The 12447-nt window shown below is 71.5% G+C and carries 12 protein-coding genes; 9 read left to right on the forward strand and 3 right to left on the reverse strand.

Translation table 11 applies throughout. The features are described 5' to 3' along the window. Positions 1 to 88 precede the first annotated feature (88 nt). Positions 89 to 988, reverse strand: a complete 900-nt coding sequence (locus ACZ4TV_RS02780; RefSeq protein WP_468129964.1) for a hypothetical protein — start codon at positions 986 to 988, stop codon at positions 89 to 91. 211 nt (positions 989 to 1199) lie between these two features. On the opposite strand from ACZ4TV_RS02780, the gene ACZ4TV_RS02785 reads away from it, so the two are divergent. The 3 genes from ACZ4TV_RS02785 to ACZ4TV_RS02795 all read left to right on the forward strand — a co-directional run bounded on the left by ACZ4TV_RS02785 (position 1200) and on the right by ACZ4TV_RS02795 (position 2829). Continuing rightward, positions 1200 to 1436: a hypothetical protein gene (locus tag ACZ4TV_RS02785; RefSeq protein WP_468129966.1), complete on the forward strand. Its 237-nt coding sequence runs from the start codon at positions 1200 to 1202 to the stop codon at positions 1434 to 1436. A 202-nt stretch (positions 1437 to 1638) separates the two neighbouring features. After that, on the forward strand, positions 1639 to 1902 hold the full coding sequence (locus ACZ4TV_RS02790; RefSeq protein WP_468130692.1) for a DUF5713 family protein: 264 nt from the start codon (positions 1639 to 1641) through the stop codon (positions 1900 to 1902). A gap of 36 nt (positions 1903 to 1938) precedes the next feature. After that, complete coding sequence (locus ACZ4TV_RS02795; RefSeq protein ID WP_468129968.1) at positions 1939 to 2829, forward strand: alpha/beta fold hydrolase; 891 nt, start codon at positions 1939 to 1941, stop codon at positions 2827 to 2829. A 76-nt stretch (positions 2830 to 2905) separates the two neighbouring features. Here the strand turns inward: ACZ4TV_RS02795 and ACZ4TV_RS02800 are convergent, their stop codons facing one another. Further along, the gene (locus ACZ4TV_RS02800; RefSeq protein WP_468129970.1) at positions 2906 to 3142 is read right to left on the reverse strand and encodes a hypothetical protein; all 237 of its coding nucleotides are present in this window, start codon (positions 3140 to 3142) and stop codon (positions 2906 to 2908) included. 275 nt (positions 3143 to 3417) lie between these two features. Here ACZ4TV_RS02800 and mdlC point away from each other — a divergent pair, with 275 nt between their 5' ends. The 6 genes from mdlC (at position 3418) to ACZ4TV_RS02830 (ending at position 11468) form a co-directional block, all read left to right on the forward strand. Beyond that, entirely contained in the window at positions 3418 to 5022 is a 1605-nt protein-coding gene (gene mdlC / locus ACZ4TV_RS02805) for a benzoylformate decarboxylase (RefSeq protein WP_468129972.1), read from the forward strand. A 61-nt stretch (positions 5023 to 5083) separates the two neighbouring features. Further along, positions 5084 to 6487: an FAD-binding oxidoreductase gene (locus tag ACZ4TV_RS02810; RefSeq protein ID WP_468129974.1), complete on the forward strand. Its 1404-nt coding sequence runs from the start codon at positions 5084 to 5086 to the stop codon at positions 6485 to 6487. After that, positions 6484 to 7851: a cytochrome P450 gene (locus ACZ4TV_RS02815; RefSeq protein ID WP_468129976.1), complete on the forward strand. Its 1368-nt coding sequence runs from the start codon at positions 6484 to 6486 to the stop codon at positions 7849 to 7851. Before ACZ4TV_RS02810 ends, ACZ4TV_RS02815 begins: the two co-directional genes overlap by 4 nt. Before the next feature lie 20 nt (positions 7852 to 7871). After that, positions 7872 to 9245: an alpha/beta hydrolase family protein gene (locus ACZ4TV_RS02820; RefSeq protein ID WP_468129978.1), complete on the forward strand. Its 1374-nt coding sequence runs from the start codon at positions 7872 to 7874 to the stop codon at positions 9243 to 9245. A 16-nt stretch (positions 9246 to 9261) separates the two neighbouring features. Further along, positions 9262 to 11235 carry a peroxidase family protein gene (locus ACZ4TV_RS02825; protein WP_468129980.1) on the forward strand — a complete coding sequence of 658 codons (1974 nt, stop codon included), beginning with the start codon at positions 9262 to 9264 and terminating at the stop codon, positions 11233 to 11235. Further along, the gene (locus ACZ4TV_RS02830; protein WP_468129982.1) at positions 11232 to 11468 is read left to right on the forward strand and encodes a hypothetical protein; all 237 of its coding nucleotides are present in this window, start codon (positions 11232 to 11234) and stop codon (positions 11466 to 11468) included. The genes ACZ4TV_RS02825 and ACZ4TV_RS02830 overlap by 4 nt, the downstream gene beginning before the upstream one ends. A 46-nt stretch (positions 11469 to 11514) precedes the next feature. Here the strand turns inward: ACZ4TV_RS02830 and ACZ4TV_RS02835 are convergent, their stop codons facing one another. Next, positions 11515 to 12390, reverse strand: coding sequence for a potassium channel family protein (locus tag ACZ4TV_RS02835; protein WP_468129984.1), 876 nt, complete (start codon positions 12388 to 12390; stop codon positions 11515 to 11517). Between the last annotated feature and the right edge of the window lie 57 nt (positions 12391 to 12447).

Consider the following 12447-nt stretch of genomic DNA (forward strand, 5'->3'; position numbering starts at 1 on the left):
GTGGGGGGGGTTTGATGCCGGTTTTTTTTTTTCCCCCCCCCCCCCCCCCCCCCCCCCCCCCCCCCCCCAACCCCTACCACCGGCGGAGTCAGGCGATGACGAAGGGGATGAACGCCACCTCGGCACGGGGAGCACTGCCCGGATCTCCGCTGCCCCGGACAACGAAACCCCACTGCCGGTCCTCGTCAGCTCTGCTGGAGTCGAAGGACTCGCACTGCGGGTGGGAACGGATCGCGGCGATAGTGTCGGTGATCCGGGCATCCGGGTCCTTCTCCCGGTAGAACATCAGCAGAGACGTCCGGCGGCCGCCGTTGTCCGTGTACCTGAGCAGCTGGTCCAGCGCGTCGGTGACCGACTTCGGCCCGGTGTAGAACTTGCACTCGGAGATCGACACGTTGCGGTCTCCGACTCGGATCAGGATGTCCGTCTTGCCCTTGCCGTTCAGGGTCTCGCCCGTGGACTGCCCTTCAAAGTAGGCGTTGAGGGCGACGAGCAGCACGTCTCGCAGCCGCTCCTCAGGCATGTCGGAGGTCAGGAGGCCCAACCGCTCCATCGCGTTGCGGGCACCCCGCAGAAGCCTGAGGGATTCCGCGTACGCCCTGGCGTCGTGCCGCGCCACCTCGGGCCGCCACTCGCCGACCGGCAGGATCTGGAGGGTCGGGCTGACCTGGTAGCCGTCCCGGGCCAGCGCGGCTGTGACCTTCGCCAGCGTCCCGTCCCAGCCGTAGGAGCCGGTGCACTCATCCAGCATGCCCTCGAACGCGCGCAGGGCCCGTTGTACCTGCCTCTCGTCGGTCCAGTCAACGCCTTCGGCGAAGGAGCTGAAGACCTGCTTGCGGGCTCCACCCGAGCAAGTCTGCACGGCCTCCACGGGAGAGAAGCCCTCACCTGTCCAGCATGCTCGCAGGGGACTCAGCTCGATGATGGAGCTGAGCTCCCAGAAGAGCTGGCGCGTCCGGGCGCTGACTATCTCGACAGCTGTATCCATCGGGCCAGGTTAAGAGCCTGAACTGTGTCGGTGACGACGTTTCAGGTACATCGCTCTCTGTACGTGGAGGCTCCATCGGAGGAGAGCGCCGACACGCCCGACGACACTTAGCTCTCCAACTTCTCCACCACTACTTTCCGTGGTGGAGAAGGGAGTCAGCCGGTTCAAGGCTGTGCTGGGCTAGTTCGGATATGCCTGCATCCGGTGCTCGATGCTGCGGCCCGAGCCGGAACAGCGGTCACGGCTTGTTGAAATCCGGGACAACCTCATCGCGCGGATCGCCGAGGCCGAGCGGGAGGGCTGGCTCGGCGAGGTCGAAGGTCTGCACGTCAGCCTCGCCGGCGCCCAGGACAAGATCACCCAACTCGACGCCGAAGCGACCCGCCGATCCACTGCCGTCAGCCTTGGCATGCCGGCGTTCGGCCAAATCGCCGCCCGCGATGTGTGACAACCCGTCTAGGCCCTGCTGCGGAAGTGCTGGTCACACGCGGTCTGGCACACATGGGCGTCGGCGTTGTCAGTGGTTCCGTGCATGATCGGCGCGTCAGTTCTTCTACCGGGATGGGAAGCACATGCCGATCGCAAACCAGCAGGTAGCAGGGCACGCATTTCTGCGGCAGATGTTCTAGGACTCGTACTTCCCTGATCGCATCGTCGACCAGGGAAGGGCGATCCTGCTGCGTCTGTGCGAGCGGATTGAGGCTGAGCAGCCGTCGGATCTGGAGGCCCTGTATGCGCTCACCCAGGCCGCGACGGAGGAGTTCAACCTTCTGGATGCGGAGTTCGTCGCGGCTGGGAGTGGGATCGAGACAGTTGCGCGTGAGTGGATCGGCGATGAGTTCTGGTTTGTCGCGTCGGCATATGGGTTCACGGACGTGGATAGAGAGGAGCTGATCGCCGGCCGGGACTGGTGAGCGGGACCGGAAGGCCGTTCTGCCGGTCAGAGGCCATTGAGGGCGGCGATCAGCACGGGCGCCTCGTGGCGGACGGCAACCTTGACATCCTACGTACTCGACCTGGTCGCCGACGATGTCCGGGCGATCGTCGCCGAGGTCGGCGGCGGGCCGGTGCTCATCGGTGCCTCGCTCGGCGGCCTGGGTTCGCTGCTCGCCGCCGGAGAGGCACCGGAGGCGGCGATCCGCGCCCTGGTACTCGTCGACGTCGCCCATCGACCGGATCCCCGCGGGTTTCGCCGGATCGTCGCGTTCATGCGCGGCCATCCGGACGGATTCGCCGACGTGGGGGAGGCGGCTGCGGCGGTGTCCCCGCATCTGTCGCACCGGCCGCGTCCGTCCGACCCCGAGGGGATACGGAACAACCTGCGGCGCCACGGCGACCGCTGGGTGTGGCACTGGGACCCCCGGTTGCTGGACAGCTTCGAGGGCCGGATGGACCCGCCCGGCATGGCGGAGCGTCTCCTCGACGCCGCGCGCCACGCCGACGTGCCGATCCTGCTCGTCCGCGGCGGGATCAGCGATGTGGTGCGCGAAGACGTCGCCGAGCAGTTCTGCGACAGGGTTCCCCAGGCGCGACGCGTCGACGTGGCCGGCGCGGGGCACCATGGTGGCCGGCGATCGGAACGAGCACTTCCTCGATGCGATCGTTCCGTTCCTGGAAAGGGTCGAGTGAGCGGCCCAGCTCCGGTCGGTGGCTGCGTGGATCGCCTGTTTGCCCTTGGCGTTCGCCCGTCGGGCGCGTTTGTCGCAGAAGGCCTCTACGCCTGGGCGGCGGGCGAGGCCCGCACGGCGTCAGCGGCGCCCCGCGAGATCTACTTCGCGGACTGGTCCGAGACCGGCCCGACCGACCCGGCCTGCGAGATCGCGGTCCCGCTGGCCCTCTGAGCGACCGGAGCGGGCCCGGCTCACGGCGGCGGCCAGGCCCGACCGCACCAGTAGGTCCGTCACCGTCACGGCCACCCTAGTGCGGCCTCCACGTGTACTTGCCGCCGCCCACCCACCGGATGACGTCCGGGTCGTCGAGGTCGTGCACCGTGATGCCCATGGCCGCGGCGGCCAGGAGCACATCCACCATCGACCGCGCCAGGGCGACGACCTCCCCGTCGACCTCCACCGTGCGGAAGGGCGGATCACCGGGCTGCACTCCTCGCACGGTGATCCTGGGCTTCGAGATGTAGGGGCTGCCGCTTTCGGTCATGCGGAGATCGGTTCCACGCCACGGCCGACAATATGCCCGGCGAGCGGGAGTGTCGCGCTGCCTCTTTCAGGTACCTCCGGCGTCTCGTCCATGCACCCGTGTGGGCGACTTCCGATGCGCGACGTACCGGCACGTACCGGCACGACCCAAGGGAAATGGGGGTTCCGTGACGTCCCCGTAGCAGGCCGGGCACGCGAGGGGGCGACTTTGCGAAGATCCACTCATGGTGATCTCTTGATCACCGACAGTGTCCCCGGCTGCATGAAGGGTTCTCCATGCGCACGGTTCGAGAAGCGGTCCTGGATGTTCTGCGCACACGCGGAATGACCACGGTCTTCGGCAATCCCGGCTCGACGGAGCTGCCGATGCTCAAGGAGTTCCCCGACGACTTCCGGTACGTACTGGGCCTCCAGGAGGCCGTCGTCGTCGGTATGGCGGACGGCTTCGCGCTCGCCTCCGGCACCACCGCCCTGGTGAATCTGCACACCGGCCCCGGAACGGGCAACGCGATGGGCGCGATCCTCAACGCGCGGGCGAATCGCACGCCCATGGTCGTCACCGCCGGACAGCAGGTCCGCTCCATGCTCACCATGGAGGCCCTGCTGTCCAACCCACAGGCCACGCTCCTCCCGCAGCCCGCCGTGAAGTGGGCGTACGAGCCTCCGCGCCCCGCCGACGTGGCGCCCGCGCTGGCCCGCGCCGTGCAGCTCGCCGAGACCCCGCCGCACGGCCCGGTCTTCCTCTCCCTGCCCATGGACGACATGGACGCCGAGCTGAGCGAAGCCGAGGACCGGGCTGCCCGGGCGGCCGCCGCCCGGCGGATCACCCACGCCGCCGCCCCCGCCCCGGAAGCCGTCCAGCGCCTCGCGGACCGTATCGCGGGCGCCCGCTCCGCCGTCCTCGTCGCGGGCGACGACGTCGACGCCTCCGGCGCCTGGGACGCGGTCCTCGCGCTCGCCGAGCGCACCGGACTGCCCGTCTGGGCGGCGCCCGTCTCGGCCCGCGTCTCCTTCCCCCGCGACCACCCGCAGTACCGCGGCGAGCTGATCCCGGCGATCGGGCCGCTCGGCCAGCAGTTGTCCGGCCACGACCTGATCGTCGTCATCGGCGCGCCCGTGTTCCGCTACTACCCCTACATCCCGGGCGCCCACCTGCCCGACGGCGCCGAACTGGTCCTGTTGACCCGCGACGCCGAGGAAGCGGCCAAGGCCCCCGTCGGGGACGCGATCGTCGCTGATCCGGCCCTCACCGCACGCGCCCTCACCGAGCGGCTTGCGGCCGGCGGCCCCGTACCCGCGCCCCATGAGCGGGTCCTGACCACCGAGGGTCCCGACGGTGTCCTGACTCCCCTCGCCGCCATGACGGCCATCGCCCAGGGCGCCCCCGCCGACACCCTCTGGGTCAACGAATCGCCCTCCAACGTCCCGCAGTTCCACGAGGCCACCCGGATCAGCACGCCCCGCTCCTACCTGTTCTCCGCGGGCGGCGGACTCGGCTTCGGCGCGGCGGCGGCCGTCGGCGCCCAGCTCGCAGTGCCCTACCGGCCGGTGATCGCCGTCATCGGCGACGGCTCGGTCCACTACGCCGTGCAGGCCCTGTGGACCGCGGCCGCCTACAGGCTCCCCGTCACCTTCGTCGTCCTGAGCAACGCGCGCTACGCCATCCTCCAGTGGTTCGCGCAGCTCGAACACGCGCAGGGCGCCCCCGGCCTCGACATCCCGGGCCTCGACATCGCCGCGATCGCCACCGGCTACGGAGTCCGCTCCCACACCGCCCACGGGGCCGGCGAACTGACCAAGCTGGTCCGGGATTCCGCGGCCCAGCAGGACGGCCCGGTGCTCATCGACGTACCGATCACCATCGAGCTCCCCTCCCTGTAAGGCGCCGCGCATCCGCGTCCGCCTCGCCACCCCCTTCCCGTACGACGCTCAGAAGGCCGCAATGCCCACCGACTGCACCCCGCTCCTCGACCGCCTGCGCTCGGGACTTCCCGCCGGGATCCTGCGCACCGACCCCGAGACGCTCACCGCCCACTCCCGTGACGCGGCGCCCTTCTCCGAGCACGGCGCCCCGGCCGTCGTCGCCTTCCCGCGCACCGCCGGACAGGTCGAACTCATCATGCGCACGACGTACGAGCTCGGCGTCCCCGTCGTCCCGCAGGGCGCCCGGACCGGCCTGGCCGGCGCCGCCAACGCCCTCGACGGCTGCGTCGTCCTGTGCACCACCGAGATGGACCGCATCCTCTCCGTCGACCCGGCCAACCGCCTGGTGCGCTGCGAGCCCGGCGTCGTCACCAAGGACCTGAACGACGCCGTCGCCGCACACGGCCTGACCTACCCGCCCGACCCCGCCTCCTGGGAGCGCTGCACCATCGGCGGCAACATCGCGACCGGCGCGGGCGGCATCTGCTGCGTGAAGTACGGCGTCACCGCCGACTACGTGCTCGGCCTGGACCTCGTCCTCCCCGACGGACGGCGGATGCGTACGGGACGCGACACCGCCAAGGGCGTCGCGGGCTACGACCTGACCCGGCTGATCGTCGGCTCGGAGGGCACCCTCGCCGTCGTCGTCGGCGCCACCCTCGCCCTGCGGCCCGCCCGGTCGCAGGCCCTGTCCCTGCTCGCCCAGTTCCCCACACTCACCGCGGCGGGGGACGCCGTCGCAGCGATCACCGCCGCCGGGCACATCCCCTCCGCGCTGGAACTCCTCGACCGGGCCACCTCCCGGGCCGTCGCCGACCACGGTCACCCGCTGCTGCGCTCCGACAGCGCCGCCACCCTGATCGTGGAGTGCGACACGGCCGACGCGGCAGCCGACCTGAGGGCGGTGGAGCTCCTGTGCAAGGAGAACGGCGCCGCGAACGTCGTCACCGCCGCGACCCCGGAGGAGTCCCGCCGGATCATCGAGGCGCGCCGACTCGTCCCGCCGGCCCTCGGCTCCTTCATGGCGACCCTCGGCGGCAAGCCCACGGCGTTCATCGAGGACGTGGCCGTGCCGCGTTCCGAACTGCCCAAGTTCATCGGCACGATCGAGGACATCGCCCGCCGCCACCGGCTGCGGATCTTCACCCTCGGCCACGCGGGGGACGGCAACCTCCATCCGACCGTCGTCTTCGACGAGTCGGACCCGCAGGAGTCCGACCGTGCCCGCACCGCGTACGACGACATCATGGCCGCCGGTCTGGCCCTGGGCGGCACCAGCACCGGGGAGCACGGCATCGGCACCCTCAAGCGCGACTGGCTCACGCGCGAACTCGACCCGGTCTCACTGGAGTTGCAGCGCGGTCTCAAGCGGCTCTTCGACCCGAGGAACCTGCTCAACCCCGGAAAGGTCGTCGAAGCATGACCAAGCCCACGATCCCCGCCGCGCCCGCCACGCGCACCGCCCCCGCCGGGGCCACCGCCCGCCCGGCGCGCGCCGGGCGGGCCGAGACCGCCCGGTTCGTCGCCACCCACACCCTGCCCGTCTTCATCCGCGGCGTCGTCAGCCCCCGGTTCAAGGTCATGTCCTGGTACGCCGCCCTGAACCAGTCGGCGTGGTCCGCGGCCACCCTGCGCGCGATGCGCGACCGGCACGGCGGTGCCCCGGTCATGGTGCGGGCGCTCTCCGGCGAGATGCTGGTCCTCTTCGACCAGGCGGAGATCCGCCAGTTCTTCGCGGAGCCCGTACGAACCCTCGCCATGGACGCGGAGGACAAGGTCAAGAGCCTGGGCGTGCTCGAGCCCACCGGGGTCACCTGCGCGCACGGCGACCTCCGCGAGGACCGGCGGAAGGTCAACGACGAGGTCCTCGCCTGGGACCGGCCGGTGCACCCGGCCTGTGCGGAGTACCAGAACATCGTGGAGGAGGAGTGCCTCGCGCTCACCTCCCGTACCGGCCTGGACTTCGACCGGGTGCGCCGGGTGATGGGCCGGATCTCCCGGCGCGTGGTGCTCGGCGACCGGGCGGCCGGCGACGAGGAACTGGCCGGCTGGCTGCGCACCCTGCGGGACGAGGCCAACTGGATGGGCCTGCGCAAGAGCCGGAACAAGGCCAACGCGGCCCTCTACGCGAAGGCCGGGGCCCGCATCGAGGAGTACGCGGCCGACGCGCCCCCGCACGCCCTCGCCGCCCGCGCCCTGCGCCACCCCGCCCCCGAGGGAACCGACCCGCTCGGCCAGACCCACCACTGGCTGCTCGCCATCGAGGTGGCGGCCCCGGTCATCGCCCGCACCCTGCTCCTCCTCGCCGTCCACCCGGCCGAACAGGACGCCGCTCACACGGAGGCGGCCACCGGTGGCCACGAACTGCCGCGGCTGCGCGCCGTCGTTCAGGAATCGCTGCGGCTCTACCCGGTCGTACCCGACCTGGTACGGGTCACCCGCGCGGAAACCGAATGGCGCGGGGTCCGCTACCCGGCCGGCACCAGCGTCCTGGTCCCCATGGGCTTCCACCAGCGCGACCCCCGGCACGTCCCCGCAGCCGACCTCTTCGTACCCGGCCGCTGGTTGTCCCCCGAAGCCGACGGCGACACCCGGATGGCGCCCTTCAGCCACGGCGGCGGCCGCTGCCCGGGCGACCAGCTCGCCCTCCTGCTCACCGCCGCGGTCTGCGCCCAGGTGCTCCGCGGCCACCGGCTGACCGGCGGCCGCCCGCGCGTCGACCCGCACCGGCCGCTGCCCGGAACGGTGGACACGGCCGCCATCCGGCTCCGCCTCGCCGCCCGTTGAGACCTGGAGAGAACGCACCCATGCCCGAATCCGTCACCGACGCGGACGCCTCGGCAGACACCGCCACCACCACAGCCCAGCCGGACGTGGCCTCCCTGCACCAGCTGTGCCGTGACCTCGCCGAGGCCGCCGACGCCGTACGCGAGGCCTCCCGGCACGCCACCGCAGTCGCCCTCACCGCCCGCCTGCCGTCGGCCACCCGACGCACCCTGCTGCGCACCCTGACGGACCCGGCAGGGCTCGGCTGGGCTCCCCAGGGCCGTGGTCCCCTGGCCCGCGCCGCCCGGGTCGCGGGGGTCCTCACCAGCCGCGAGAGCCTCGCCGTCAGTCTCGCCGTCGCCGGCCTCAAGGCCCGTATCCGGGCAGCCGCCGTACAGCACCCGGAGCTGCTGGCGGACCCCGACACCGCCCGGGTCATCAAGGCCATCGATGAGGACCGCCAGCGCGAGGCGGTCCGGGTCTTCAGGTCGATCGTCGGCAACCAGGGCGCCGAACGCGCCTTCGCGCTGCTCGCCCCGTCCTTCACGGACATCGCGGCGTGGAACGCGCTCACCGACGAGAACCCGTTCAACGACGAGGCCGGCTGGGAGATCGCCACCGGCCGCACCCTGTCCGTCGCGGAACCCTTCCTCGGCATCGGCAGCCGCTTCTGGGCGCTCATGGACCGCGGACCGGGCCGGGCCGTGCCGGTGCCATGCGACGGGGCCGTGCTGGAATCGCTCGACACCTCCGGGACCATCACCGGCTACATCCGCAACATCGGGACCATCGGCACAGGTGGCACCCTGCTCGTGCAGCAGGTCACCGGTCCGGACGGGATGACGCGGTACGTCGTCCAGCTCGCCGGCATGGCACCCGGCGGCCTCCGCCACGAGAGTCCGCAAGACCTGGTGGGCGCCCTGCACTCGGTGGCCAGGCCCTCCACGCCCTATTCCCGGGCCGTCACCAGGGCGCTGCGCTCCCTCGTCCCCTCCGGCACCGACATCGCACTGGTGGGGCACAGCCTGGGCGGGATCACCGCCATGAACCTGGCCGGGGACCGGGACTTCTGTGCCCTCTACCGGGTCACGCACGTCGTGGCCATCGGCTCGCCCATCGACGGGAAACGGCCCGCGGACCCGCGGACGCGGGTCTGCTCCCTGGTCAACGAGCACGACGTCGTGCCGAGCCTGGAGGGCCGCTCCTCGGTCTCGCCGTACGCCTTGCCGGCGCAGTTCACCGAGTTCACCTGGACCGACGACACGCATGCCTTCCCGCTGTGCCACGCCGCCGAACGGTACGCGCACAACCTCCAGTTCGACGTGCCCGAGGCGAGCGCCCACGTCGACGCGGAACTCGCGCCGTACCGCGGCCGCGTCACCGCCGGCCGCCTGTTCCAGCTCTACGACCGCTGAGGGATCGACACCCACGATGACCGACACGACCAAGCCCACCGAGCCGACGAACCCGACGGAGATGACGGAGACGCCGGAGACGACCGCTGCGACCGCTGCGACCGCGACGACGGAGACGGTCGCCCGGTCCGCGGCGACCGTCCCCGCGCAGACGGCGGCTCCGCGCACCACCGCCGCGTCGCCCACGCCGCCAGGACTCCTCGAACGCCTCGGCTCGGCCGCCTTCGCCCGGATCAACCGCACCCACGAGTGGCACGAACTCCCCACCCCACTGGGCCTGCTGAACCTCTCGGTGCTCCGCGGCGACCTGCGCCGTCACAACCTCCACGACACCTACGGCGCGGGCGGTGAACGCCGTCGTCGCCCCCCGCGCACGCTCGCGCCCTACCGTTCGTACGACGGCTCGGGCTACGACCCGTACGACGAGGACATGGGCAAGGTCGGCACCCGCCTCGACCGCAACGCGCCGCTGCACTTGGTCTTCCCGGAGCCGGACGAGGAGCTGATGTCGCCCAGTCCGCGCGAGATCAGCCGGCAGTTGCTGGCGCGGCGCGGCTTCGTCCCCGCGCCCACGCTCAATCTGCTGGCCGCCGCGTGGATCCAGTTCGAGAACCACGGCTGGGCCAACCACGGCGACAACGAGGAGGCCGAGCCCTTCACCGTCCCGCTCGCCGCGGACGACGACTGGGCCCGGCAGGGCGGCACCTGCCCGATGCGGATCAACCGCACGCGCCCCGACCCGGTCGCCCACACGGCACCGGACGTCCCGCCGACGTACGAGAACACGGTCACGCACTGGTGGGACGGCTCACAGATCTACGGCTCCGACGAGGAGCGCTGCCGCTCGCTGCGGACCGGTGAGCACGGCAAGCTGATCGTCGACGCCGACGGCCGGCTGCCCGCCGACCCGCGGCCCGGCAGGGAGTGCCTGGACTGGACGGGCATGAACAGCGACTACTGGACCGGGCTGTCGCTGCTGCACACGCTCTTCGCCAAGGAGCACAACGCGATCTGCGACCACCTGCGCTCGCACTACCCGACCTGGGACGACGAACGGCTCTTCCACACCGCCCGGCTGGTCAACACCGCCCTCATGGCGAAGATCCACACGGTGGAGTGGACACCCGGCATCCTCGACACGCCGGTGCTCAAGCGGGGGATGGACGCCAACTGGTACGGGATGCTCCCGCGCTGGGTCACCAGGAAGTACGGGCGCGTCGGCAAGGGCGAACTGCTCAGCGGGATCCTGGGCTCGCCCACCGACCACCACGCGGCGCCCTTCTCGATGACGGAGGAGTTCGTCTCGGCGTACCGGCTGCACCCGCTGATCCCCGACGAGGTGACCGTACGCGACCACCGGGCGGGCGCGGTCCGCAAGACCATCGGCTTCGAGGAGATGCAGGGGGCGACCACCCGCGGCTGCGTCGACACGTACGGGATGAGCGACCTCTTCTACACCTTCGGCACCGCCCACCCCGGGGCCCTGGTGCTGCACAACCACCCCGACGCGCTGCGCAATCTGGCCCGGCTCACCGGCGAGCACATCGACCTCGGGACCGTCGACGTGCTGCGCGACCGCGAGCGCGGCATCCCCCGCTACAACGCCTACCGGCAGATGCTGCGCAAGCGCCCGGTCTCCTCCTTCGAGGAGCTGACCGGCGGGCACCCGGTCGACACCTCGCTGGTCAAGGAGCTGTACGACGGGCGGCTGGAGCGGGTCGACACGCTGGTCGGCAATCTCGCCGAGCCGCGGCCGGCCGGGTTCGGGTTCAGCGACTCCCTCTTCCGGATCTTCATCCTGATGGCGAGCCGCCGCCTGAAGAGCGACCGCTTCTTCACCACCGACTACCGGCCCGAGATCTACACGGCCGAAGGCCTGCGATGGGTGGACCGGAACACGATGGTGAACGTCCTGCTGCGCCACCACCCCGAACTCGCCCCGGCCCTGGACGGCGTGACCAACGCCTTCGCCCCCTGGAGGACCCTGTGACGGCGATCCCCGCCCCCCGCAGCGAGCAGCGGTACGCCGCCGCGGAGGGCTTGCGCACCCACGCCGGCGCCTTGCGCGACCACGCGGAGCGGCTTCGTGCCTCCGCCGCCGCGGTGGGGTGGCATGGACCGGAGGCCGATGCCTTCCGGGAGCGGATCGAGACCCTCGCCGCCCGCTGCGGCACCGCCTCGGACGGCCTCACCGCCTCGGCCGCCCTCTTCGACCGGAAGTGAGCCGCTTCCGTCCAAGCGTCTTCGCGTTCCCACGGACGCCGCGCCGTCAGGGTCCGGCGTGGCGTCCGTGGTCGCGGGCGAAGGCGTCGAAGACCTGTCGCGCCGTGCCCTGGGTGTGGAGGAAGCGCTGGTCGAGGATGAGGGCGAGGTCCTCCAGGGCGGCGCGCAGTACGGCGGCCGCGAGCCGGACATCGCCGTGGCGGGCGCCCGCCGCCTGATCGGCCAGGTTGTCGGCGTACGCGATGTGGCGCGCCAGTGACGTCCGGTCGTCGCCGTCGAAGAAGTAGTACGACTCGGCGTACTGCATGAGGTCGATCGAGACCACCGAGATCCCGGCGGCCAGGCTGTCGAGGATCGCCGCGCCCGCGTCCGCGTCGATCTGCTCCGTCGTGGGGTGGGTGCGGGCGAGGTGGGAGAGGCGCAGCGCCAGCGCCCGGCGGCGGGCCAAAGCGGGGTAGATGCCGAGGGTCCAGGACACGGTCGCGGTCAGGAGGGCGAAGCCGACGAGGGCCTCCAGCGGGGCGAGGACGCGCAACCATCCCCGGGCGGGCGCGATGTCGCCGAGGCCGAGCGTGGAGACGTTGACCAGGGAGATGTAGAGCGCGTCGAGGAACTGCGCGTGATCGGCGGGCCGCAGTCCGGCCGTGTAGTGGAACGCCTCCGGCATGTGCGGCCAGTAGATCAGTGCCCACCCCACGACCACGGTCAGGGCCCACACCGCGACCACGGCCACCATCGCGAGGGGTCCGGCCAGCCCGGAGGCCCGACGGCGTGCCGTCAGCGATGCGGACAGCCGCCACAGCCCGGTCATGACCAGTCGGCTCAGACCGCCGTGGCGCGTGGGATGCCACAAGGTGTGGAACACGTCCCGCAGGACGAACAGCACCAGGACGGCTCCCACGATGTTGATCAGCCAGCTCATCCGACTCCCCTTCCCTCTTTCGGCCGTCGCGCTTTCGGCCGTCGCGGCCATGGCCTC

Source organism: Streptomyces sp. NPDC028910, assembly GCF_055564955.1.

Coding starts and splice junctions, on each gene's coding strand:
- ACZ4TV_RS02780 (WP_468129964.1), bottom strand. CDS start 988: ATGGATACAGCTGTCGAGATAGTCAGCGCCCGGACGCGCCAGCTCTTC.
- ACZ4TV_RS02785 (WP_468129966.1), top strand. CDS start 1,200: ATGCTGCGGCCCGAGCCGGAACAGCGGTCACGGCTTGTTGAAATCCGG.
- ACZ4TV_RS02800 (WP_468129970.1), bottom strand. CDS start 3,142: ATGACCGAAAGCGGCAGCCCCTACATCTCGAAGCCCAGGATCACCGTG.
- mdlC (WP_468129972.1), top strand. CDS start 3,418: ATGCGCACGGTTCGAGAAGCGGTCCTGGATGTTCTGCGCACACGCGGA.
- ACZ4TV_RS02810 (WP_468129974.1), top strand. CDS start 5,084: ATGCCCACCGACTGCACCCCGCTCCTCGACCGCCTGCGCTCGGGACTT.
- ACZ4TV_RS02815 (WP_468129976.1), top strand. CDS start 6,484: ATGACCAAGCCCACGATCCCCGCCGCGCCCGCCACGCGCACCGCCCCC.
- ACZ4TV_RS02820 (WP_468129978.1), top strand. CDS start 7,872: ATGCCCGAATCCGTCACCGACGCGGACGCCTCGGCAGACACCGCCACC.
- ACZ4TV_RS02825 (WP_468129980.1), top strand. CDS start 9,262: ATGACCGACACGACCAAGCCCACCGAGCCGACGAACCCGACGGAGATG.
- ACZ4TV_RS02835 (WP_468129984.1), bottom strand. CDS start 12,390: ATGAGCTGGCTGATCAACATCGTGGGAGCCGTCCTGGTGCTGTTCGTC.